The organism is Pseudorhizobium banfieldiae, from assembly GCF_000967425.1.
In the GTDB taxonomy this organism is placed as follows: domain Bacteria; phylum Pseudomonadota; class Alphaproteobacteria; order Rhizobiales; family Rhizobiaceae; genus Neorhizobium; species Neorhizobium banfieldiae.
On record NZ_FO082820.1, the window covers coordinates 89,613 to 110,908 of the forward strand.

The 21,296-nt window shown below is 63.7% G+C and carries 24 protein-coding genes; 11 read left to right on the plus strand and 13 right to left on the minus strand.

Going from position 1 to position 21,296, the window contains the following annotated elements; all coding sequences use genetic code 11:
* Window positions 1-57 precede the first annotated feature (57 nt).
* A complete protein-coding gene (locus NT26_RS00445) occupies window positions 58-1,872 on the minus strand; it encodes a glycosyltransferase family 2 protein (RefSeq protein ID WP_052641617.1) in 1,815 nt (604 codons plus the stop codon).
* Window positions 1,873-2,019: 147 nt separating this feature from the next.
* Between NT26_RS00445 and NT26_RS00450 the strand changes: the two genes are divergently transcribed.
* Complete coding sequence (locus tag NT26_RS00450; RefSeq protein WP_052636746.1) at window positions 2,020-2,895, plus strand: transporter substrate-binding domain-containing protein; 876 nt, start codon at window positions 2,020-2,022, stop codon at window positions 2,893-2,895.
* A 16-nt stretch (window positions 2,896-2,911) separates the two neighbouring features.
* On the opposite strand, the gene NT26_RS00455 is transcribed toward NT26_RS00450, so the two are convergent.
* The 3 genes from NT26_RS00455 to NT26_RS00465 form a co-directional block, all read right to left on the minus strand.
* Window positions 2,912-3,574 (minus strand): S24 family peptidase, encoded by a 663-nt coding sequence (locus NT26_RS00455; protein WP_052636748.1) that lies wholly within the window; start codon window positions 3,572-3,574, stop codon window positions 2,912-2,914.
* Between the two features lie 183 nt (window positions 3,575-3,757).
* The gene (locus tag NT26_RS00460; RefSeq protein WP_052636750.1) at window positions 3,758-4,405 is read right to left on the minus strand and encodes a response regulator transcription factor; all 648 of its coding nucleotides are present in this window, start codon (window positions 4,403-4,405) and stop codon (window positions 3,758-3,760) included.
* A gap of 108 nt (window positions 4,406-4,513) precedes the next feature.
* Window positions 4,514-4,924 (minus strand): hypothetical protein, encoded by a 411-nt coding sequence (locus NT26_RS00465; RefSeq protein ID WP_052636752.1) that lies wholly within the window; start codon window positions 4,922-4,924, stop codon window positions 4,514-4,516.
* Window positions 4,925-4,943: 19 nt separating this feature from the next.
* Between NT26_RS00465 and NT26_RS00470 the strand changes: the two genes are divergently transcribed.
* The gene (locus tag NT26_RS00470; protein ID WP_082077588.1) at window positions 4,944-5,357 is read left to right on the plus strand and encodes a DUF952 domain-containing protein; all 414 of its coding nucleotides are present in this window, start codon (window positions 4,944-4,946) and stop codon (window positions 5,355-5,357) included.
* Window positions 5,357-6,448 (plus strand): quinone-dependent dihydroorotate dehydrogenase, encoded by a 1,092-nt coding sequence (locus NT26_RS00475; RefSeq protein ID WP_052636756.1) that lies wholly within the window; start codon window positions 5,357-5,359, stop codon window positions 6,446-6,448. The genes NT26_RS00470 and NT26_RS00475 overlap by 1 nt, the downstream gene beginning before the upstream one ends.
* Here NT26_RS00475 and NT26_RS00480 read toward each other — a convergent pair.
* The 3 genes from NT26_RS00480 to NT26_RS00490 are packed head-to-tail and all read right to left on the minus strand — an operon-like array spanning window position 6,424 to window position 8,535.
* Entirely contained in the window at window positions 6,424-7,779 is a 1,356-nt protein-coding gene (locus tag NT26_RS00480) for an MATE family efflux transporter (RefSeq protein WP_052641620.1), read from the minus strand. The genes NT26_RS00475 and NT26_RS00480 overlap by 25 nt on opposite strands.
* Window positions 7,779-8,267 (minus strand): CAP domain-containing protein, encoded by a 489-nt coding sequence (locus NT26_RS00485; protein ID WP_052636759.1) that lies wholly within the window; start codon window positions 8,265-8,267, stop codon window positions 7,779-7,781. The genes NT26_RS00480 and NT26_RS00485 overlap by 1 nt, the downstream gene beginning before the upstream one ends.
* A gap of 1 nt (window position 8,268) precedes the next feature.
* On the minus strand, window positions 8,269-8,535 hold the full coding sequence (locus tag NT26_RS00490) for a DUF6460 domain-containing protein (RefSeq protein ID WP_052641623.1): 267 nt from the start codon (window positions 8,533-8,535) through the stop codon (window positions 8,269-8,271).
* Window positions 8,536-8,681: 146 nt separating this feature from the next.
* Here NT26_RS00490 and NT26_RS00495 point away from each other — a divergent pair, with 146 nt between their 5' ends.
* The 3 genes from NT26_RS00495 to NT26_RS00505 all read left to right on the plus strand — a co-directional run bounded on the left by NT26_RS00495 (window position 8,682) and on the right by NT26_RS00505 (window position 11,014).
* Window positions 8,682-9,611 carry a class I SAM-dependent DNA methyltransferase gene (locus NT26_RS00495; protein ID WP_052636761.1) on the plus strand — a complete coding sequence of 310 codons (930 nt, stop codon included), beginning with the start codon at window positions 8,682-8,684 and terminating at the stop codon, window positions 9,609-9,611.
* A 108-nt stretch (window positions 9,612-9,719) separates the two neighbouring features.
* Window positions 9,720-10,370, plus strand: coding sequence for a YitT family protein (locus NT26_RS00500; RefSeq protein ID WP_052636763.1), 651 nt, complete (start codon window positions 9,720-9,722; stop codon window positions 10,368-10,370).
* Window positions 10,370-11,014, plus strand: coding sequence for a YitT family protein (locus NT26_RS00505; protein ID WP_052636765.1), 645 nt, complete (start codon window positions 10,370-10,372; stop codon window positions 11,012-11,014). Before NT26_RS00500 ends, NT26_RS00505 begins: the two co-directional genes overlap by 1 nt.
* A 5-nt stretch (window positions 11,015-11,019) precedes the next feature.
* Here the strand turns inward: NT26_RS00505 and rpoN are convergent, their stop codons facing one another.
* The 4 genes from rpoN to lptC form a co-directional block, all read right to left on the minus strand.
* A complete protein-coding gene (gene rpoN / locus NT26_RS00510; RefSeq protein WP_052636767.1) occupies window positions 11,020-12,582 on the minus strand; it encodes an RNA polymerase factor sigma-54 in 1,563 nt (520 codons plus the stop codon).
* A 117-nt stretch (window positions 12,583-12,699) separates the two neighbouring features.
* Complete coding sequence (gene lptB, locus NT26_RS00515; protein WP_342025087.1) at window positions 12,700-13,584, minus strand: LPS export ABC transporter ATP-binding protein; 885 nt, start codon at window positions 13,582-13,584, stop codon at window positions 12,700-12,702.
* Window positions 13,520-14,044 (minus strand): LptA/OstA family protein, encoded by a 525-nt coding sequence (locus NT26_RS00520; protein WP_052641630.1) that lies wholly within the window; start codon window positions 14,042-14,044, stop codon window positions 13,520-13,522. Before NT26_RS00520 ends, lptB begins: the two co-directional genes overlap by 65 nt.
* Before the next feature lie 46 nt (window positions 14,045-14,090).
* Window positions 14,091-14,759: an LPS export ABC transporter periplasmic protein LptC gene (gene lptC, locus NT26_RS00525; protein ID WP_052636769.1), complete on the minus strand. Its 669-nt coding sequence runs from the start codon at window positions 14,757-14,759 to the stop codon at window positions 14,091-14,093.
* 160 nt (window positions 14,760-14,919) lie between these two features.
* Here lptC and sppA point away from each other — a divergent pair, with 160 nt between their 5' ends.
* The 5 genes from sppA to pdeM all read left to right on the plus strand — a co-directional run bounded on the left by sppA (window position 14,920) and on the right by pdeM (window position 19,983).
* Entirely contained in the window at window positions 14,920-15,873 is a 954-nt protein-coding gene (gene sppA, locus NT26_RS00530; RefSeq protein WP_052636771.1) for a signal peptide peptidase SppA, read from the plus strand.
* 24 nt (window positions 15,874-15,897) lie between these two features.
* Window positions 15,898-16,197 (plus strand): integration host factor subunit beta, encoded by a 300-nt coding sequence (locus NT26_RS00535; protein WP_052636772.1) that lies wholly within the window; start codon window positions 15,898-15,900, stop codon window positions 16,195-16,197.
* 99 nt (window positions 16,198-16,296) lie between these two features.
* Complete coding sequence (locus NT26_RS00540) at window positions 16,297-16,644, plus strand: DUF1049 domain-containing protein (protein WP_052636774.1); 348 nt, start codon at window positions 16,297-16,299, stop codon at window positions 16,642-16,644.
* Window positions 16,645-16,696: 52 nt separating this feature from the next.
* Window positions 16,697-19,219, plus strand: a complete 2,523-nt coding sequence (locus NT26_RS00545; RefSeq protein ID WP_052636776.1) for a ligase-associated DNA damage response DEXH box helicase — start codon at window positions 16,697-16,699, stop codon at window positions 19,217-19,219.
* A 32-nt stretch (window positions 19,220-19,251) separates the two neighbouring features.
* Window positions 19,252-19,983 carry a ligase-associated DNA damage response endonuclease PdeM gene (gene pdeM / locus NT26_RS00550; RefSeq protein WP_052636777.1) on the plus strand — a complete coding sequence of 244 codons (732 nt, stop codon included), beginning with the start codon at window positions 19,252-19,254 and terminating at the stop codon, window positions 19,981-19,983.
* A gap of 1 nt (window position 19,984) precedes the next feature.
* On the opposite strand, the gene NT26_RS00555 is transcribed toward pdeM, so the two are convergent.
* Complete coding sequence (locus NT26_RS00555; RefSeq protein WP_052636779.1) at window positions 19,985-20,716, minus strand: anti-sigma factor; 732 nt, start codon at window positions 20,714-20,716, stop codon at window positions 19,985-19,987.
* Window positions 20,713-21,267 carry a sigma-70 family RNA polymerase sigma factor gene (locus NT26_RS00560; RefSeq protein WP_162197801.1) on the minus strand — a complete coding sequence of 185 codons (555 nt, stop codon included), beginning with the start codon at window positions 21,265-21,267 and terminating at the stop codon, window positions 20,713-20,715. Before NT26_RS00560 ends, NT26_RS00555 begins: the two co-directional genes overlap by 4 nt.
* Window positions 21,268-21,296: the final 29 nt, after the last annotated feature.

Genomic DNA, 21,296 nt, shown 5'->3' on the forward strand with positions numbered 1-21,296 from the left:
CCTCGGGTGGCGTGCACGATACGGGCTTCCTCATATGGCGCCGCTTCGAGCTGGCTCTCAGCTGCTCGGCTGGTGTGGTGTCTTCTGCCAGAAGAAGGGTTTCGCCCGCAACTCCATGACCGCTTTCCACGAGGCGATGGAGGTCAGCAGCCAGTAGAGCGGAACACCTGTCCAGCGCATGCCGATCTGTCGCTGCTCGTCATCGGTCATCGCCTTGACGCCGAGCGTGACGAAGATCAGGTAGCTGCCGAAGATGTTGACCGCATCGACCACGAAGAGCATCAGCACCCGTGCAGGGATGTCCTCTGCGGGCGCGGCCAGCATGGCAAGCGCCCCCTCGACCAGGAAGACGAAGATCAGCGGATGCAGGAGGGATGACAGGAGCATGCCGCCGATCAGCAGCTGGAAGATGAGGACGTTGCGCAGGCCCATCTGTGCAACGAGCCTGCCCGGCTGGCGCATCAACACCAGCCAGGTCTGCACCCAGCCCTTGAACCAGCGCGTCCGCTGCCCCATCCACACCGCACGCGTGGTCGGCGCATCCTCCTGCGTCGGCCGTTGAAGCACATCGGCGCGATAGCCGAGGCGAAACAGCCGCAGCCCCAGATCGGCATCCTCGGTCACATTGAACGGGTCCCATCCGCCGACCTCTCGCAATGCCGCGACCCGGAAGTGATTGGAAGTCCCACCGAGCGGGATAGGCATGCGGTGTCTGGCAAGCCATGGCAGGAGGGCGCGAAAGAGGGCCGAGTATTCGAGCGCGAAAAGCGCACTGATCCACGACGCCTTCGCATTGCTGATCACGAGCGGTGCCTGCAGGCAGACGACCTCGGCGGGAAGCTCGCAGAAGCGACAATAGGCTTCGCGCAACTGGCCAGGGTGCGGCCGGTCCTCGGCGTCGTAGATCACCAGGTAATCGCCGCGGACACCGTTCAGAGCATAGGTGAGTGCCTTCGGCTTGGTGCGTGGTGCCGCGGGTGGAACCTCGACGATCTCGAAGTTCGCCGGCAGCGTCTGGGCTCGCAGCGCGTCGATCGTTTCCCGATCGTCCGCTTCGCAGACGAGCTTGATGTCGAGCAGCGGAGACGGCCAGTCGATCCGCTTCAAGCCGTCCACCAACTGCCGGGCGACGGCCGCCTCCCGGTAGAGGGCGACCAGGATGGTGTAGCAGGGCAGGGGGCCGGTCACGTCGCGCACCTCAAGCTCGTGTCGCCGCCGGTGGTGCAGAAGCGCCATGATCCTCAGGATGAGCCCGAAGAGGTAGAGGTAGGAAAGCGCCGGGTGGAGCAGCGAAAAGAACAATCCCGGCTCTGCGAGGGCGCAGGCGACCAGCGTCGCGGTCAGCAGTCCGGCGACAAAACCCTGTCCTCCCATCAGGACGATCCGCGCCGAAAGGTCCTGCCGCTGATCAAATAGCTCTCCGACGGTGTGACGAATCCTCCTGAGCGCTCCCGCCTCCCATACCGCGGCGCGCAGGGCGGTTGGTGTGGTCACAACGAGCCCCTCTCGCAGCGATGGCCGGTTCGCGAGGGTCGCTGCGAGACCGCCGAGGCGTGCCGCCCGGGGAATCACCGCCATCTGCGGCGCCTGCCGTTGATGCTGCAGCCGGATCATGGTTGGGCGCCGCAGCTGCGTGTCGGCGTGCTCGCTGTCGACGACGATCGCGCTGTCGATCCTCTCCAGGAAGGGGAGCCGCAGGAACCGCGCCATAGCGCCATAATAGGCGTTTTCCTCTATGCCCGGATGGTGGAGGAGTTCCTGCTCGAGGCTGGTTCCGTGGTCTCGTGCCTTGGCGGCAATGGCTTCCACCAGTGGCTTGGAGAAACCGAGGGACTGCAGTGCGGCCGCTTCGCCGGTTGGCGCCGGTGCCACGTCAAGATCCCGTTGCGCCGCCGTCTCCGGCACCCGGCCGTCATGGCCGGCGTCTCCGCTCCGAAGCGAAGGCGCTTGCGAATATTCCCCCAGACGCATGACTCTGTTACACCGTCCTGCCGCCCTGTCCCGAAATGGATCATAGACATGCCCGCATTGCTTACATCCCTCAGAAGGCAGGGGATATTTCTCCTTTGGGTTGTCCTGGGGTGTGGTCTCGCCTTTGCCCCCGTTCACGAAGCAGGGGCGCAGGATACGGAGTTTCCGGTCCTCTTCGATGCGCGCGAGCGCCTTCCGCGTCCGGATCTCTCTAACCTGCTGCGGCTGCGGATCCTGACGACTGCCGATTTTCCTCCCTTCAATTTTGCCGATCAGACCGGCCGCCTCACCGGCTTCAACATCGATCTTGCCCGTGAAATCTGTCTCGAACTGAAGATCGAAAGCCGCTGCCAGATTCAGGCACTGCCTTTCGAGGAGCTGGAAGAGGCTTTGGCGAACGGTAACGGCGATGCGGTCATGGCCGGGGTGGCGGTGACGGCGGAACGCCGCGAGTCATTCTCCTTCTCGCGTCCCTATCTGATGATCCCGGCGCGTTTCGCCCGCCATGATGACCGCGATCTGGGGGAATTGGGCGAGAACGCGCTTGCCGCGCGGACGGTCGGCGTGGTGAACGGATCGGCGCATGAAGCCATGCTCAAGGCCTTCTTCCCGCGCGCTATCCCCGTGCTGTTCGCCGACCAGAATGCGCTGCTCGACGCCCTGAAGGACAACAAGGTCGCCGCCGTCTTCTCCGACGGTCTGAGGCTGCCCTTCTGGATTGCCGCCGAGGCCTCCGCAAACTGCTGCCGCCTCTATGGCGGTCCCTACTTCTCGGAGACCTTCCTGGGGGAAGGAGTGACGGTGATGCTGAAGAAGGACGATGACACCCTGCGGGATGCCTTCGATCACGCGCTGGCAACGCTCTCCCGCAACGGCCGCCTGCAGGACATCTACCTGCGCTACTTCCCGCACGGGCTTTACTGAGCGCCGGAGTATATTCCTACTGGCTTGCCCAGATGATCCTGGCCACCCATTCGATCTCCGCCATGTCGAAGGTCCGGTTCGGATGGTCGGGATTGAGCGAGGTCAGCTCGATGCTGCGCGGGGTCTGCCGCAGCAGCACCTTCGCCATCACCTCGCCGTCCCGGGTCTTCACCACGACGCGGTCTCCGCGGCGAACCTGCGCGCCCGGTTCGACGATCAGCACGTCGCCGTCGCGGTAGAGCGGCACCATGGAATCGCCCTGGACCTCCAGGGCATAGACACCGGACTTTCGCGAAGGGGAGGCGGGGAAATCCACCACGTCCCATCCCTGCCCGGCCGGAAAGCCGCCATCGTCGAAGAAGCCGCCGGCGCCGGCCTGCGCGAAGCCGAGCAGGGGGATCGAACCGGCCTGCGGCGGAAAGCTACCCGTTGGGACGTCGGATCGTGCCTGGCCTGGCAGCGAACTCAGAAACTGGTCGATCGTGGCGCCCGTGGCCTCCAGCACCTTGGCGATCGACTCGGTCGAAGGCCATCGCAGCCGCCCGTCGGGCCCCAGTCGTTTGGACTTGTTGAACGATGTCGGATCCAGGCCTGCCCGGCGCGCCAGACCCGAAGGCGTCAGCTTGTGACGGGCGGCGAGTGCATCGATCGCACCCCAGATCGTGTCGTGTGACAGCATGACGATACATACTCCGGCGGATCGTCGTGGGCCTTGCGCCCCGAACCGTCTCGCCATCCAAAGGCATGGCGCACCGGGATGCCTTTTCGGAGCACATCCCGGCGCAGGCAGCCATACGGCCACTGACAACAGATTAGCGAAACGGAAGTCCCGGGTAAAGGGAAGGAAGGAATAAAATCCTTGCTATGCCACCATCGGCATGTTGATCCTGCTGAGCTTGATAACCGCCTGGGTCCGGCTGTCGACATTGAGCTTCAGGAGAATGGCGGAGACATGCGCCTTGATCGTCGCCTCGGACACGCCGAGTTCATAGGCGATCTGCTTGTTGAGGAGGCCTTCTCCCAGCATGGCCAGCACGCGGCTCTGCTGCGGGGTCAGTGTCCTCAACCGCTCAAGCAGTTCGCTCACGCCCGGATCCTCGTCCGAGACCGGGAGCGGAACGTCGGGCGCCCATATGTCGCCCTCCAGCACCGCATTGATGCCGGCACGAATGTCATCGAGGCCGGAGGACTTGGAGATGAAGCCCGAGGCGCCCAGTTCGAGCGCCCGCCGGATCGTGTTTCCATCGTCGGTCGCCGATACGATGACGATCGGCAGTGCCGGAAACTCGGCCCGGAGCGACATCAGGCCGGAAAAGCCGCTCACACCCGGCATGGCGAGGTCGAGAAGCATCACATCCGCCTCGGGATTGTCGCGTGCGGCCTTGCGGGCTGCCTCGAAGTCCCCGGCCTCGATGATCCGGCGCTCCTCGCCTAGGTCGTGGACCGCCTGTTTCAGCGCGCCCCGGAAGAGCGGATGGTCGTCGGCTATGAGGATCGTCAATGTCTGCATGCCACGCCCCCTCCCAAGAGCATAGTCGCATATTTGCATACAGTTTACGCGGGCCGGGCTCCGGAAACAATAGCCCTCTTCTTGTGGTGGAAAATCTGGGTGCGGCGCTCAGGTCCTCTGGGGCGCCGGCTCGGCATTGTCCCGCTCCGTCGTGAACTCCTCGATGATCTCCATGAAGCGCCGCATGAAGCGCTCCATGATGGAAAGGCTCTGCTCGATCTCGTCTTCTCCCGGCAGGGCGTTCTGGGAGGGCTGGGCGTCAAGTCGCTTCTCCAGCGCAGTAACCCGTTCGCCGAGCAGGTCGAGTTCCTTTTCGTAGGCGGCCCGCTCGTCCGCGGCCATTCGACAGACCAGGTTGCCTTCCGCCTCGCGGCAGAGCGACACCGCACCGGTTTCCCGGTCGAGGCGGATGAAGCCGCTCTCGGTTCGCTCCAGCTGGAAGCGCGATGGGTCCGCGTCCTGGGCATGGGTGTATGCGGGCAGAGCCAGGGGCAGAAGGATCCAGAACAGTCTTTTCATTTCGCTTCCCTTTCCTGCGGTGGACAAGCCGGTCTCTTTGCGGCAAACCGCCGGTCAGCAATCGACGCGTTTCCGAAAGCCGCCCATGAACACTATCGTCTATAAGATCGTTCCGCGAGCGCTTTGGCAGCAAGCCAGGCAAACAGGCGTTTTTGAAGGCGCACCCGTCGATCTGCAGGACGGGTTCATCCACTTCTCCACGGCCTCGCAATGCCGCGAAACCGCCCGGCGTCATTTTGCCGGCATGGACGACCTCCTGCTCGTCGCCATCGATGGTGATGCGTTTGGGGAGGCGCTGAAGTTCGAACCCTCCCGCGGCGGTGATCTTTTCCCGCACCTCTACGCCTGGCTTCCGATGGATGCCGTACTGTGGGAGCGCTCCCTGCCGGTCGGCGACGATGGGCTGCATATTTTTCCGGAGGAGGTCGCCTGATGTTCGGCCCCGTTACCGACCTGGCGCGTCAGGCGCTCTTCCTTCTTGATCCGGAAACGGCCCACGGCATGTCGATCGCGGCGCTGAAAAGCGGGGTCGTCCCCTCCTGTCGCGTTCCGGATGACCCGCGCCTCGCCGTGACGGTTGCCGGAATAGGCTTCCCCAATCCGCTTGGCATGGCGGCCGGCTACGACAAGAATGCCGAAGTGCCGGACGCACTGTTGAAGCTCGGCTTCGGTTTTGCGGAAGTCGGGACCGTGACACCGAAGCCCCAGGCCGGCAACGACAAGCCGCGCATCTTCCGTCTCGCTGGCGACCGGGCGGTGATCAACCGGCTCGGCTTCAACAACGCGGGGCATGAGGCGGCCTTTGCGCGCCTGTCCGCACGCAAGGGCTCAGCCGGCATTGTCGGCGTCAATATCGGTGCCAACAAGGACAGTGCCGACCGCGTGGCGGACTATGTCGCCGGCATCAGGCGCTTCTATCCCGTCGCGAGCTATTTCACGGTCAATATTTCCTCGCCCAACACACCCGGCCTGCGCGACCTGCAGGCCCGCGACAGCCTGAAGGCACTTCTGGAAGCCGTCCTTGCGGCCCGCGCGGAGGAGGCATCTAGGATCGGCCGCTCGCTCCCGGTATTCCTGAAGATCGCTCCCGATCTGACGGAAGAAGGACTCGATGATGTTGCGGCCGAAGCCCTGGCTCACGATCTGGACGGCCTGATCATCTCCAACACGACACTCTCCCGCGATGACCTGACCGACCGTCGGCATGCCGCGGAATCAGGCGGGCTGTCGGGCGCCCCGCTCTTTCGCCTGTCCACGGCCGTCCTCGCGAAGATGCGGCAGCGCGTGGGAGCGGCACTCCCGCTGGTGGGGGTCGGGGGCGTCGGAAGTGCCGAGGATGCCATGGAGAAGATCCGTGCCGGTGCGGACCTTGTGCAGCTCTATTCCTGCATGATCTACGAAGGTCCCGCCCTGCCGGCTCGCATCCTGCGCGGCCTGTCCGACCTGCTCGATCGTGACGGGGCCGGCTCCATCCGCGACCTGCGCGATAGCCGGGTGGATCACTGGGCGGCAATGAAGCTCTGAGCCGTCTTGCGCGGCACCATGGCGGCGAGAAACACGCCGCGCATCAGCAGGAACAGGTTGAGTGCCGCCCAAAGCCCGTGATTGGCGTAGGTCGGCACCAGTGTCAGTAGCGCCAGGCAATAGGCGGCGAATGACATCAGCATCATGTTGCGCATCTCCCGCGACCAGGTCGCACCGATGAAGACGCCGTCCATCTGGAAGGCGAGCGCTCCGGCAAGGCCGGTCATCGCGGCCCAGGGAAGATAGGCGATTGCGATTTCCCGCACCTCCGGCGATGTCGTCAGCAACTGGATGATCGGCTGGCCGAACAGCAGGAAGAAGGCAGCAAGGACGCCTGCCATGGCGAAGGACCAGACGGCCGTGAGCTTGATGGCACGGTGGAACGACGGGCGATAATTGGCGCCGACGGCCCGCCCGGACAGTTGCTCAGCAGCGCCCGCGAGCCCGTCCAGGAAGAATGACGAGAGCATGAAGATGTTCATCAGCACGGCGTTGGCGGCGAGCGTCACCGCACCGAAGCTTGAACCGACCTTCGTCAGGAGCGCGAAGGCGCCGTTGAGGACCAGGGAGCGGACCAGGATGTCGGCATTGAGCTGGAAGAGCTGCTTCAGCTTGTGCCGGTCGAGGAGGTCTGCCCGGGTCGGCCGCGCACCAGGCGAGAACCGGCGCACCACCAGCGCCAGGCCCACGGCGGCCGCCAGCACTTCGGCCGCAGCCGTTCCCCATGCCACTCCAGCGACGCCCCAGCCAAACCACAGGCCCAGGATGATCGAAAGCAGGATGTTCGTGCCGTTCAACAGGATCTGCAGCGCCAGGCCGAACTTCGGCTGGCCGCGGCCGAAGACGAAGCCGAGGATGGCGTAGTTGAGAAAGGTGGCCGGGCTGGAGATGACGCGGATGGCGAAATAGTCCCGGACGACCGCCTGGACTGACCGATCGTCCGTCATCAGGTCGGGCGCTGCCCAGAGGATAACCGGCGCAAGCGCCAGCATCAGGGCGCCGAGCGCAAGCGCGCTGAGGGTGGCCCGCCAGAACACCGCCTGCAGTTCGCGCTCGTCGGCGCGTCCGAAGGCCTGTGCGGCCAGTCCCGTCGTTGCGGTCCGGAAGAAGCTGAGGCTGCCATAGATGAGATCGAAGAGGATCGCGCCGATCGCGAGACCGGCCAGCGCTTCAGCCTGGCCAAGCCGGCCGACGACTGCGGTATCGGTCAGCCCGAGCAGCGGCGTGGTCAGGAAACCGAGCGTCATCGGCACTGCGATCGAAAGCACCAGTCCATGCGTGACTTCGAACGGCCGAGACACGACGTGCTGGGACTTCGAGGCCGGCTCCATCAGGCCGACAACACCATGGCCCAATAGGGCCGGGCGGCCGGTGATTGTGCGACCGCGACGCCGACGCCGCTGAAGGAGCCCAGCATGTTCTTCAGGTGGCGCTGGGAATCGATCCATGCCTGCACGGCGTCATCCACCGACCTCTGGCCGCTCGCGATGTTCTCTGCCGCAGGAAGCGGCACGTTGCGGCGCTTCATCCGGGTGGCGAAGCTGTCGCCCATGCCGATCAGGTGCGTCATCTGCTCGGCCTTTGCCATCCGCACGGCCTGCTCGGCGGCGGCGGCGCGCGCAGGCGCCTTGGCCGACAGCGCCGGAAGCCCCTGCTGGGCGCGCACGCGGTTGACCAGCGGCAGGGCGGCATCCGTCTCGTCCTCGACGCCGGCAACTGAGTCGGGTTTCAGGACGCTGGAGCATCCGGTTGCGATAAGGCCGCAGCCCGCGAGCACCAGGAAGCCCCGTCTCGGAAGGAAATTTTTTTCCAGTGTCATGTCAGCGCCTGTAGCTGAGGAGCCGCAGGATGATAAAGGCCGGGATGACGATCGTGGCCCCGAGGATCAGGTAGTCGCCGACGCGCCCGAGCGCATGGAAGCCCTGATACCAGAGGTCGAGAACGAAATTGCGGATTCCGTAGACGATATCCCATGGGTCGACGCCGAATATGGCCATCACGAAACCCACGATGAGCGATACGACGATGAGTTTGACGATCGTACGCCCCGGCGTATCGCCGAGAAGCCGGTTGACCCCGTCCGACATGCTTTCAGTCTCCGTTTGGCGGCAGGAATAGGCGGCATCGACGCGCGTCGCAAGCCCGTTTTCCACCGCCCCATGCCGCCCCTTCAAATAGAACTTGAGTTTTTTTGTGACTTCGGCCAATAACCCGCACCCCTCCAGGAGCACCCATGCCGCCCGTCCAGCTTTCTTCCGGTGATGCCATCGCAGATCGGCGCATGGACTATGCCCGGATGCTATTCGACGGTGGCGATCTGCAGGCGGCGCTCGAACTGGTGGAGCAGGCTGTCGAACTGGTGCCTGCCTGGGCTGCTGGCTGGTTTCGTCTTGGTGAGTACCGGGAGAAGGCGAGCCTCATCGAACATGCGGTGGAGGCCTTCCGGAAGGTCCTTGCGATCGAGCCGCAGGATATCTTCGGCGCCCGCCTGAAGCTGGCGCTTCTGGGGGCCGAGGAGGTTCCGGAGCACCCGTCCAGCCGCTATGTCGAAAGCCTGTTCGACGGGTATGCGGATCGCTTTGAGACCGCTCTCGTGGAAAAGCTCGGATACAGCGTCCCGGCAAGGCTCGCGGAGATGCTGGTGACTGCTGCACCCTATCGGCTGACCGTGGACCTTGGCTGCGGCACCGGCCTGATGGGCCTTGAGGCTCGCCCGATGACCAAGCGTCTGGAGGGCTTTGATCTGTCCCTCAACATGATCGAGAAGGCGCGGCAGAAGCACATTTACGACCACCTCGCCCAAGCGGATCTCAGCCTCCCGGCAGACCGGACGAGACTGATTTCGGATGGTCTAGTCCGTCACCGCGCCGATCTCGTCACGGCGGCCGATGTCCTCATCTATCTTGGCTCGCTCCAGACGGTCTTTCCGCTCGTGACGGAACTGCTTGCGCCGGGGGGCCTCTTTGCCTTCTCGATCGAAGACGCCGGAGTTGATGAAGGCTTCGTGCTGCGCGACTCCCTTCGCTATGCGCATTCGGAGGACTATATCCGGCGGCTTCTGGACCTCCATCACCTCCGCCTGCTTGAGATCCAGCGCATCGAGCTACGTCACGATCGCGGCGAGCCGGTGCGGGGCATACTGTTTCTGTCGCAGAAGCAGTAACGAACCAACATATTCTTTCGTTTTGCGGTGTTCACTGCTGCAGCCGTTGAACAGGGTGCGCCAACGATTTATTGCATTGCAGCATCCACGCATTCCAGAGGTCCAGGATTGGCTCAGCAGAAGCAGGCGCAGAGGCGAAGCCTCGGCTTCTACAGCGCAGACCCTTCGCAGCATACGCTGCTGGAGGATAGCCAGGGCTTGGCCACCGGCGCCCTCGTCGCCGGCCTTGGCTTCTATCTGCTCAATCACGTCGGCCTGCTGACGGGAGGTACGGCGGGAGTGGCCTTCCTGCTCCACTATGCGTTCGGCATCTCGTTCGGCCTGCTGTTCTTCATCGTCAACCTGCCTTTTTATTATCTCTCCTTCCGGCGTCTCGGCCTCGGCTTCTCGTTGAAGACCTTCATCGCCATCGGCCTCGTCTCGGTGGTCACGGAGATCGAGCATCGCTTCCTGCTGATCGAATACCTCCATCCCGGCTGGGCAGCCATGCTTGGGGGGCTCCTCCTGGGATACGGACTGCTCGCCCTTTACAGGCACCGGGCCTCGCTCGGTGGGGTCGGAATCCTGGCGATCTACATTCAGGATCGTTTCGGCATTCAGGCCGGGCTGGTGCAACTCGCCTTCGATCTCTGCGTCATGATCTGTGCCTTTGCTGTCGTTTCCCCTGCAACCGTGGCATGGTCGATCCTTGGTGCGGTGGTGCTCAACGTCTTCCTGGCGATCAACCATCGCTCCGACCGGTATATCGTGGTGCGCTGATGGCAAATGCTGACGGGCAGAAGACACCGGTGGGGTTCTGGGCATCGGCCTCCGATCGCCACTCGATCGCGGAAGACATTCAGGGGATCGCAGCCGGTTCGATGCTGGCGGCCCTCGGCGTCACCATGCTCGCCTCGGCGGAACTGCTGATCGGCGGCACGGCCGGACTCGGCTTCCTCCTGCGTTATTCAACGGGCTTGAGCTTCGGCCTCGTCTTCTTCTCGCTCAACCTTCCCTTCTACTGGCTTGCCTATCGGCGGCTGGGCCTCGCCTTCACGGTCAAGACGTTCTCGGCGGTTGCCTTCACATCGGTTCTCACGGAAGTGCTGCCGGCCTTCATCACCTTCGAGACCCTGCATCCCGTGGTCGCGGCCTTGTTCGGCGGTCTTCTGATCGGGACGGGGATGCTGGCGCTGTTTCGCCATCGGGCGTCGCTCGGCGGCTTCGGCATACTCGCTCTCTACCTGCAGGAGCGTGCCGGGTGGAGGGCAGGGTTCGTGCAGCTGGCGCTCGACCTTCTGGTACTCGCGCTCTCCTTCTTCGTCGCCACACCCTTCGTGATCGTCTGCTCCATCGTGGCAGCCGCGACCCTGAATCTTACGCTGGCGATCAACCACCGCACGGACCGCTACATCGTCCGGTGATCTGCCTAGACGGCAGCGAGCCTCGCCATTGCCCGCTTTTCGCGCCGCCGCTGCACGGAGGAGGGAATGTTCATCGCCTCCCTGTACTTGGCGACGGTGCGCCGTGCGAGGTCGACGCCACCCTTCTTGAGGGAAATCACGATGTCGTCGTCCGAGAGAATGGCATCGGCGCTTTCCTGATCGATCAGCGCCCGGATGCGGTGACGCACCGCCTCCGCGGAATGGGCGTCGCCGCCAACCTCGGTGGAGCCGATCGATACGGAGAAGAAATACTTTAGCTCGAACATGCCTCGCGGCGTCAGCATGTATTTGTTCGAGGTCACCCGGCTGACTGTGGACTCGTGCATCTTGATCGCCTCAGCGACCGCCTTCAGGGTGAGCGGCCGCAGGTGGTCTACGCCATGCACGAGAAACGCTTCCTGCTGCCGCACAATTTCCGTCGCCACCTTCAGGATGGTCTTTGCCCTCTGGTCGAGGCTACGGGTCAGCCAGTTCGCATTCTGCAGGCATTCCGCGAGGAAGTCCTGCTCTTGTCCGTTCTTGGCGCAGGACTTCGACACGGACTGGAAGTACTGCCGGTTGACCAGTACGCGGGGCAGGGTGTCTGGGTTGAGCTCGACCATCCAGCCTCCGGTCGAGCCAGGCCGCACGACGACGTCGGGTGCAACGGGTTCGGCGGCGTGTCGTTCGAAGCAGTCACCGGGCTTCGGGTTCAGCGTGCGGATCTCTGCCAGCATGTCGAGAAGGTCTTCCTCGCTGACCCCGCAAAGCCGGCGGAGCGAGGAGAAATCTCGGCGGGCGAGCAGGTCGAGATTGTCGACCAGCAGTTTCATCGCAGGATCAAGACGATCGCGCTGCTTCAGTTGGATCGCCAGGCATTCGCGCAGTGACCGCGCCATCACGCCGGGCGGATCGAGCGTCTGCAGCGCCGTCAGCACGGCTTCCGCCTGTTGCCGGTCCACGCCCAGGCGCTCGGCAATGTCCGCGGTGGACCCGGCAAAATATCCCGCCTGATCGACGGCGTCGATGAGATGTTCCGCAATCTGGCGCTCAGTCGCGCTCTTCAGGAGGAACGGAACCTGCTGACCCAGGTGCTCGGCAAGCGTCATCGGAGCGGCGGCGAAATCCTCCAGGTCATAGTCGTCGCCGGACTGCGCTCCCGTCATTGACTTCCACTGGCCGAGCAGTTCCGGTACATCGGCCTTCGCTGCAGGCCGGTCGTCCTGGAAGACGTTCTCGAAGCCCTGATCGATCTCCTGCAATCGCGCCGCAGCGACCTCGGGCCGGCTTTCGTACCAGTCATCCGAGGCGTCTAAGCTTGCCGGCCTGTCGTCGTCCGCTCCATCCTGCTCGCCGCGCGGCGCCGACTGTTCCGCCGATCGTGGTTCGCTGGCGTCATCCGTCTCCGGAGAAGCGAGATCGAGAAGCGGGTTCTTTTCGATTTCAGCAGCGATGAACTGGTTGAGTTCGAGATGCGTCATCTGCAGCAGTTGAATGGACTGCAGCAATTGCGGCGTCATGACCAGTGACTGGCTCTGGCGCAGAAGAAGGCTGGCGGACAAGGCCATGCGGACGCAAACTCCCTAGCGGTCAACATTCCGGCGTCCGGATATCGACTTGGCCCAAAAATTGCTTTTTTGAATGATTTGGTCAAGCGGTCCGCATCGACCGCGACAGTTTGCGCCTCAGAGCGTGAACTTGTCGCCCAGGTAGAGGCGGCGGACATCGGGATTGTTGACGATATCCTCGGCGCGGCCGTGAGTCAGCACCTCGCCCGCATGGATGATGTACGCGCGGTCGATGAGGCCCAGCGTTTCCCGGACGTTGTGGTCGGTGATCAGCACCCCGATGCCCCGGGCGGTCAGGTGGCGGACGAGGTTCTGGATATCGGAGACGGAAATCGGGTCGACGCCGGCGAAGGGTTCGTCCAGCAGCATGAAGGCCGGATCGGTCGCAAGCGCCCGTGCGATCTCAAGGCGTCGTCTTTCGCCGCCGGAGAGCGCAACGGCTGCCGATTTCCGGAGGTGGCCGATATGGAACTCCTCCAGCAACTCGTCCAGCTTGCGCTCGCGCTTCTCCTTGCTTGGCTCGTGAACCTCGAGGACCGCGCGAATGTTCTGCTCGACCGTCAGGCCTCGGAAGATCGACGCTTCCTGCGGCAAGTAGCCGACGCCCAGTCGCGCACGCCGATACATGGGCATCATGGTCACTTCGTTGCCATCGATGGCGATCATGCCCTCGTCGACCGGCACGAGGCCGGTGATCATGTAGAAGCATGTTGTCTTGCCGGCACCGTTCGGGCCCAGCAGCCCCACGGCCTCGCCACGCCGCACCACGAGCGACACCCCGTTGACGACCCGGCGCGTATCATAGGTCTTGGACAGCCCGTGGGCGACCAACGTGCCTTCGTAGCGAGTCTTGTCCTTCACCGCGAACGGCTGGCGAGGGGACGGCCTGCGCGCCGCCAGTCTGGATAGGAGGGGAAGTTTCACACTGCTTCCGTCGTTACTGCTGCTGCTGCTGCCGCGACTTCGGATCGAGCAGGATCTCGACGCGTCCGCCGCAGGCATCCAGCCGTGCTTCGCCGGTTTCCATATAGACGGTAAGCTTGCAGCCCTTGAAGACATTCGGGCCTTCGGAAAGCACGACCTGGTCGCCCGTCAGGATGAACGTCTGGGACGGCATGTCGAACTCGCCCTTGTCGGCGGTCGCCTGCTGCGTTCCGGAGTTGAGCAGGACCTTGTTGTCCAGGTAGATCTTCTCGATGTCCGCATTGCCTCCGGTCATGGAGGCGCCTTCACCGGTGTAGAGCACGGTCATCTTGCCGGCGCGCATCGTCGTTGTCCCTTGGACGACCTTCACGTTGCCGGTGAAGTAGGCCTTCTTCTCCTGCTCCTTGATCTCGAGCTGGTCGCTCTCGATCTGGATCGGTTCATCATTGGAAAGCCGCATCCCATCCATCTGGCTCGTCGTCGCCTGGGCGAAGGCCGGACAGACGGCTGCAAGTGAAAGCAAGCCACCCACGATCATGGAAACGGATGTCTGGGAACGTCGACGAACGGTCATGGTGTCGGCTCTAACTGCCTCGGTTGCGGATGGCGGCGGCTTCGATGTTGACCCGAACCTGTCCCGCGAATGTAATGGTTCGCCCCTTATCCGTTATCTTGAGGGACTGTGCAACAATGGACGCCTGCTCGGTGTCAATTGCCACCGGATCGTCGGTATTCAGCGTCCCCGCGACAACATCGAGTTGCGCCGACTGGAACTTCGCCGTAGTCCCGTTGCTGAGATTGACGTCGAACGGGGCCGTCAGTTCCATGCGGTCGGTCCCGCGGTCGAAGATGCCTTCCGTCGCGACGACACGCGCGATTGTGTTGACGTTCAACGGGACCGCGGCCTTCACGTCCTCAAGCGTAATCATGTTCGGGTTGGCGATATCCTGCAGCGCCCGCACTGCCGTCATCGAATAGCTGATGCCGTCGTCGTTGCGCCCAGCAATCGCCGGCCGTTCCATGACGATCTTGCCGTCTTCGATGCGGGCGCTCTCGACCGAGAGGTTCTCGGGAAGGTAGGCCCGGATCACCGAGACGGAGATGAAAATCGCCGAAATGACCACGGCGCCAATCGGAAGCCAGATGCGGAGCCTGCGCACGCGTGCGGAATGGGCGACTGCCGCCTGGTAGGCGTCAACCTCCGCCCGGCCCATGCTGGCCGGTCCTGGTGCTTTGAGCATTCTCTGCAGCATTGGCTGGGTCTGTTCCTCACATTCCGCATGTTTTTCGGATCGCGCTTTCGCGCCAATATGGTTTTTATGGATCAACAAACAATAACAGCCAACATTAAATCGTGATAGTCGGTGGCGCAGCGCTTACCTATCGAGCGTGCATCGGCAGCAGGGAAATCCAATGGATCAATCGGCAATTGCAGATCGTCGGCGGCTGAGGCGGAAGCTCACCTTCTGGCGGATCCTCACACTTCTGGTCATCATCGGGCTCGGATTCGCGGTCTACCGCATGAGCGCGGGCGAGGGCGGCCGTGCCACGCCGCACGTCGCCCAGGTCAAGATCACCGGCATGATCCAGGATGACACTGAACTCCTGGAGCGGCTGGACAGGATCGCCGAAAGCGACAGCGTCAAGGCACTGGTGGTTTCCATTTCGTCGCCGGGCGGAACGACCTATGGCGGAGAGCGGATCTTCAAGGCGATCCGCGCGGTGGCCGAAAAGAAGCCGGTCGTCTCCGACATCCGCACGCTTGCCGCTTCCGCCGGTTACATGATCGCCACCGCCGGCGACACGATCGTTGCAGGCGAAAGCTCGATCACCGGCTCGATCGGCGTCATCTTTCAGTATCCGCAGATTGCCGAGATGATGGACAACCTCGGCATCTCGCTGGAGGAGATCAAGTCCTCGCCGCTGAAGGCAGAACCTTCGCCCTTCCATCCTCCGACCGAGGAGGCGCGGCAGATGATCCGCTCGATGATCATGGACAGCTACGACTGGTTCGTGGATCTGGTTGCCGAGCGCCGCAACCTTCCGCGCGACGAGGCGCTGCGGCTTTCCGACGGTTCCATCTTTACCGGCCGGCAGGCACTGCAGGCCAAGCTGATCGACACCCTCGGTGGCGACGATGAGATCCGCGCCTATCTTGCCGGCAAGGGCGTCAGCGAGGACCTGCCCATGGTCGAGTGGAAGGACGATGGAAGCAGTTCCTCCCTCTGGTTCGCACGAGCTATGACCGAGTTCGTCCGGCTGACGGGGCTCGGAAAGATGCTGGGCCTCGACAGCATGCGGCCCTGGATGGGCGAGAAGTTGTTCCTTGACGGTCTTGTCTCCGTTTGGCAGGTTGGCCGCAATTAAATCTAGATTTTTCAGGGGGCAAACGTGATCAAGTCGGAACTGGTCCAGATCGTTGCGGCACGTAACCCGCACCTCTACCATCGCGATGTCGAGAACATCGTGAACGCGGTCCTCGACGAAATTACCGACGCGCTGGCCGCCGGAAACCGCGTGGAGCTGCGCGGCTTCGGCGCCTTTTCCGTCAAGAACCGCCCCTCGCGCTCCGGCCGCAATCCGCGCACCGGCGAATCCGTATTCGTCGAGGAGAAGTGGGTGCCTTTCTTCAAGACGGGCAAGGAACTGCGTGAGCGCCTCAATCCGGGCATGGGCGACGAGGCGGATTGACGCGTCCTTCGCTCCGGGGATTGCACTTGAAAGGCGCCGCAAGGCGCCTATTCTGCCTCCGGAGGCATAAGCTATCAGACACAGACGAGGCAGGACGACATGACGAGGCTGAAGAAGATTGTCACGCTGGTAATCCTGGTGCCGCTCGGCATCCTGCTCATCGTCCTTTCGGTCGCCAATCGTCAGAGCGTCACGCTCGCCCTGAACCCGTTTCGTCCGGCAGACAGCGTCCTCTCGCTCACCGCTCCTTTCTTCCTTTTCCTGCTCTTGTCGCTCATCCTAGGAATGCTCATTGGGTCGATCGGCACATGGTGGACGCAGGGTCGGTATCGCAAGCAAGCGCGGATCGAGGCGCGCGAGGCGATCAAGTGGCAGACCGAGGCCGACCGGCAGAAGGCGCAGACACCGGCCGTCGTACCGGCAGGCCCGGCGCTCCCCCGCAGCTGACGCGGCGCTAAACCTCTTCTTTTTGTCCACGCCTTGCTTATCTTCTAGCGCCGTGGACCTTGTCGAAACACCATCCGCCGGCCGTGACGCCGTAACTCTGCCCCGGCCTTTCCTGAAATGGTTCGCCGAGAAGGGCTGGTCACCGCGTGCGCATCAGCTTGAGCTGCTGGCAAGGGCGCAGGCCGGCGAGAACATGCTGCTGATCGCGCCCACCGGCGCCGGCAAGACGCTTGCGGGCTTCCTGCCGTCGCTCACCGACCTGACGACCCGAGGCAAGATCCCTCCGGGCTCCGCCTTCACCGGCATCCATACGCTCTACATTTCGCCGCTGAAGGCGCTTGCCGTCGATATCGAGCGCAACCTGATGAAGCCCGTCTCGGAGATGGGCCTGCCCGTCACCATCGAAAACCGCACCGGGGATACGCCGCAGGCCAAGCGACAGCGCCAGAAGCTGACTCCACCGGACATCCTGCTGACGACGCCGGAACAGGTGGCGCTGCTGCTCGCCAACAAGGAAGCAGAACGCTTCTTCAAGGATCTGAAATACGTCGTTCTCGACGAGCTGCATTCGCTGGTGACGTCGAAGCGCGGCCATCTGCTGTCGCTCGGGCTCGCGCGCATTCGCCGGCATGCGCCGCAGATGCAGACGATTGGCCTCTCGGCGACCGTCGCGGATCCGATGGATCTGCAGCGCTGGCTGGTGCCTCAGGGGGAACGCCCTTCGTCGCCGGCCGGCCTTGTGCATGTCCAGGGTGGCGCTGCCCCCGACATCACGATCCTGGATACCGACAAGCGCATCCCCTGGTCGGGCCATGTCTCCACCTACGCCATTCCGGAGGTCTACGAGGAGATCAAGCGCCACAAGACGACGCTGATCTTCGTCAACACCCGCTTCCAGGCTGAACTCCTGTTTCAGGAGCTCTGGACGATCAACGAGGACAACCTGCCGATCGCGCTGCATCATGGCTCGCTGGACGCGGGCCAGCGCCGGCGTGTGGAAGCGGCCATGGCGGCCAACAAGCTGCGCGCCGTGGTGGCTACCTCCACGCTGGATCTCGGCCTGGACTGGGGTGACGTCGATCTTGTGGTCCATGTGGGTGCGCCGAAGGGTGCGTCCCGCCTTGCGCAGCGCATCGGCCGATCCAATCACCGGATGGACGAACCGTCCAAGGCAATCCTCGTGCCGGCCAACCGCTTCGAGGTGATGGAATGCCAGGCGGCGCTCGACGCCAACTATCTCGGCGCGCAGGATACGCCGCCGGTGGGGGAGGGGGCGCTCGACGTGCTCGCCCAGCACATCCTCGGCATGGCCTGCGCCGAGCCCTTCGATCCGCTGGAGCTCTACGAGGAGATCACCTCCGCCTCGCCTTACGCAAGTCTCTCCTGGGAGATGTTCGAACGCGCGGTCGATTTCGTTGCGACCGGTGGCTACGCGCTCCGCTCCTACGAGCGCTATGCCAAGATCCGCAAGACGCAGGAAGGACGCTGGCGTGTCTCCAATCCGCAGGTTGCCCAGCAGTATCGGCTGAACCTCGGCACGATCGTCGAAGCGACCGAACTCAATGTCCGTCTGGTGAAGCGCAACGCCAAGGGCACGCTCGGCCGCGGCGGCCTCTCCCTCGGCAAGGTCGAGGAGTATTTCCTCGAACAACTGGTGCAGGGCGATACTTTTCTCTTCGCCGGCAAGGTTCTCCGCTTCGAAGGTATCCGCGAAAACGAGTGCCTCGTCTCCAATGCCTTCTCCATGGACCCGAAGATCCCGGCCTATGCCGGAGGCAAGTTTCCGCTCACCACCTATCTGGCGGATCAGGTCCGCGGCATGCTGGCCGATCCGAAGCGGTGGCAGTCGCTTCCCGATCAGGTGCGCGAGTGGCTGGAAATCCAGCAGGACCGCTCGATGCTGCCGAGCAAGGACGAACTGCTGATCGAGACCTTCCCGCGCGGCAAGCGCTTCTTCATGATCGCCTACTGCTTCGAGGGCAGGCTTGCCCACCAGACGCTTGGAATGCTGCTCACCCGCCGGCTTGAACGCCTCGGCGCCCGTCCCCTCGGGTTTGTCGCGACCGACTATTCGCTCGCAGTCTGGGCACTGAACGACATCGGCGGAATGATCGACGACGGTCGCATCAGCCTCACGGACCTCTTCGACGAGGACATGCTGGGCGATGATCTCGAGGCCTGGCTCGACGAGAGCTACATGTTGAAGCGCACCTTCCGCAATTGCGCCGTGATTTCCGGCTTGATCGAGCGGCGTCACCCGGGCAAGGAAAAGACGGGCCGTCAGGTCACGGTATCGACCGACCTCATCTACGACGTGCTGCGCAGCCATGAACCGGATCACATCCTGCTGGAAGCGACGCGGCGGGATGCGGCATCCGGTCTTTTGGATATCGGCCGGCTTGGCGATATGCTGGCGCGAATCAAGGGGCACATCACCCACCGCGATCTCGACCACGTCTCGCCGCTCGCCGTTCCCATCATGCTCGAGATCGGGCGAGAGTCGGTTCCGGGAGAGGCGCAGGATGCGGTGCTGGAGGAAGCCGCCGAGGAACTGATTGCGGAGGCGCTTTCCTGATGCCCTTCGCGCCATGGAAAGACAGACGCTTGATGCACCGCCTCGGGCTGGCCGCCCGTACAGCAAACTTGACGGGCCGCGAGGCCGGATCGGAAGATACCGTTGTCCATGGCGTGGCGGCGGTCTGCGATCCGCTGGGCGCGCTTTACCTGCCGGATGCCGGTGCGCTGGTTGTTTCCGATCTCCATCTCGAGAAGGGTGCGGCCTTCGCCCGCCGCGGCATGATGCTGCCGCCTTACGACACGATCGCGACGCTCAACATTCTGGCGTCCGTGATCGCACGCTACGATCCGAGAACCGTGATTTCGCTCGGCGACAACTTTCACGACCGCAAGGGATCGGCGCACTTGCCGGACGACCTCAGGGCGCTGATCGGCGCGATGGCCCGCGGCCGCGACTGGATCTGGATCAATGGAAATCACGACCCGGATGGCACGATCGCTCTTCCAGGTACCTCCGTCGATGAATTGCTCTACGGCGGTCTCGTCTTCCGCCACGAACCGAGCCTCACGGTCGGCAAAGGCGAGGTTGCCGGTCACCTGCATCCGTCGGCGACCGTCCGCCGCCGCGAGAAATATGTTCGCCGACCCTGTTTCGCCACCGACGGGCTGCGGCTGCTGATGCCGGCCTTCGGCGTGCTCGCCGGTGGCCTCGATCTCAACCACAAGGCCATGCACGGCCTCTTTGACCGGCAGGCGCTCGTCGCCCACCTGCTCGGTCGCGATCGCATCTATTCCGTCCGCTACGCCAATCTTCTCGGCTGAACTATCGGGGCGGCTGCGCGAAGCCCTTGGCGAGAACCGGTCCGGTTGGACGGCCCGTTGGCGAACCACCGGCGTTCTCGAGCGTGATCTCGTAGAGTTGCGAAGCCTGCGGCAGGGGAAGCGGAGGACCTTCAAGACGAGATGAGCCCCCATCCTCCAGAAGGCCCAGCGAGACGGGACCCATTTCGCGGGACGGCAGCGTCCAGACCTCCACCGCCTTGTCCTCCGGCACGCGGACGTCGGCGAGAAGGCGGATCTGGGCTGTATCGTTGCCGAAGTCCTCGACCACCGCCTGCACTTCGCCCGCCTCGTTCAGGAGCACGGCGATCACGACGGGATCCGCCTGGCGCCCGAGGCTCCAGATCAGGGTGACGGCCAGCACCAGCGATGCAGCCATGGAAGAGAGAGCTGCCGCCCGCCAGCCGAAGCGACGGTTGTCGTTGGCGGGAGGCGTGAGTACAGCCTCTGGCGCTAGGGTCGCACCGCCGAGTGGCACGGCTGGAGCGCCATCCGACAATCCTGCCTCGATCCGTGTCCAGAGCCCGGCCGGTAAGGCCGCCGGTTCCACGGTCAGGTCGAGCGGCAGGTAACGCTCGCGGCTTGCGGCGATCGCTGTGCGCAGTGTCGGATTTTGCTCCGCCTCTTGCTCCACGGCCTGCAGCTCCGCGGGGTCGAGCAGACCCAACACGTACTCATCGGCGATCTCTGGGATGGTCGTGTTGTCGAACCTCATGCCATGCACTCCCGCAGTGCCGACAGGCCGCGGCGGATCCACGATTTCGTCGTGCCGAGCGGCAGCTTCAGCCGTCCGGCGATCTCGCCATGCGTATAGCCGCCGACATAGGCGAGCAGGATTCCGCGGCGCTTCCTGTCGTCCAGTGCGGCAAGGCACTCGTGAAGTCGGCTGTTGCGATCGAGTGCCTGCCAGGCGGACAGGATATGCTCCATCTGCTCGTCCTCGCGCAGCGCCTCGAGTCGATCCTCTTCAACAGTGTCTTCCCTGCGCCCGTCCCTGAGAACGTTGAGGGCCCGGTTGCGGACGATGGCGTAAATCCAGCCGCGTGCCGATCCGCGGCTCCCATCGAACTGCCGGGCGCTGGTCCAGATGCGAAGGAAAGCTTCCTGCACGACTTCTTCCGCCAGGTCGCGCCGGCGTAGGATCCGTTCGGCCAAGGCAATGAGCCGTCCCGCTTCCACGTCGAAGATGCGCTTCAAGGCGCTGCGCTCGCCGCGGCCACAGGCAACCAGCAGCACGGCCAGATCGTCGGTCGGCAGTTCCGCCAGGCTCAAGTCACATCTCCCGCATCCACTGT

What these genes read in the sequence shown, in the direction of transcription:
- NT26_RS00520 (WP_052641630.1), bottom strand. Translation starts at nt 14,044, where the DNA reads ATGATCGTGGGTGGCTTGCTTTCACTTGCAGCCGTCTGTCCGGCCTTC.
- NT26_RS00505 (WP_052636765.1), top strand. Translation starts at nt 10,370, where the DNA reads ATGGCAAATGCTGACGGGCAGAAGACACCGGTGGGGTTCTGGGCATCG.
- NT26_RS00475 (WP_052636756.1), top strand. Translation starts at nt 5,357, where the DNA reads ATGTTCGGCCCCGTTACCGACCTGGCGCGTCAGGCGCTCTTCCTTCTT.
- NT26_RS00485 (WP_052636759.1), bottom strand. Translation starts at nt 8,267, where the DNA reads ATGACACTGGAAAAAAATTTCCTTCCGAGACGGGGCTTCCTGGTGCTC.
- sppA (WP_052636771.1), top strand. Translation starts at nt 14,920, where the DNA reads ATGGATCAATCGGCAATTGCAGATCGTCGGCGGCTGAGGCGGAAGCTC.
- NT26_RS00450 (WP_052636746.1), top strand. Translation starts at nt 2,020, where the DNA reads ATGCCCGCATTGCTTACATCCCTCAGAAGGCAGGGGATATTTCTCCTT.
- lptB (WP_342025087.1), bottom strand. Translation starts at nt 13,584, where the DNA reads ATGCCTGCGGCGGACGCGTCGAGATCCTGCTCGATCCGAAGTCGCGGC.
- pdeM (WP_052636777.1), top strand. Translation starts at nt 19,252, where the DNA reads ATGCACCGCCTCGGGCTGGCCGCCCGTACAGCAAACTTGACGGGCCGC.
- lptC (WP_052636769.1), bottom strand. Translation starts at nt 14,759, where the DNA reads ATGCTGCAGAGAATGCTCAAAGCACCAGGACCGGCCAGCATGGGCCGG.
- rpoN (WP_052636767.1), bottom strand. Translation starts at nt 12,582, where the DNA reads ATGGCCTTGTCCGCCAGCCTTCTTCTGCGCCAGAGCCAGTCACTGGTC.
- NT26_RS00465 (WP_052636752.1), bottom strand. Translation starts at nt 4,924, where the DNA reads ATGAAAAGACTGTTCTGGATCCTTCTGCCCCTGGCTCTGCCCGCATAC.
- NT26_RS00495 (WP_052636761.1), top strand. Translation starts at nt 8,682, where the DNA reads ATGCCGCCCGTCCAGCTTTCTTCCGGTGATGCCATCGCAGATCGGCGC.
- NT26_RS00460 (WP_052636750.1), bottom strand. Translation starts at nt 4,405, where the DNA reads ATGCAGACATTGACGATCCTCATAGCCGACGACCATCCGCTCTTCCGG.
- NT26_RS00555 (WP_052636779.1), bottom strand. Translation starts at nt 20,716, where the DNA reads ATGAGGTTCGACAACACGACCATCCCAGAGATCGCCGATGAGTACGTG.
- NT26_RS00540 (WP_052636774.1), top strand. Translation starts at nt 16,297, where the DNA reads ATGACGAGGCTGAAGAAGATTGTCACGCTGGTAATCCTGGTGCCGCTC.
- NT26_RS00490 (WP_052641623.1), bottom strand. Translation starts at nt 8,535, where the DNA reads ATGTCGGACGGGGTCAACCGGCTTCTCGGCGATACGCCGGGGCGTACG.
- NT26_RS00455 (WP_052636748.1), bottom strand. Translation starts at nt 3,574, where the DNA reads ATGCTGTCACACGACACGATCTGGGGTGCGATCGATGCACTCGCCGCC.
- NT26_RS00480 (WP_052641620.1), bottom strand. Translation starts at nt 7,779, where the DNA reads ATGGAGCCGGCCTCGAAGTCCCAGCACGTCGTGTCTCGGCCGTTCGAA.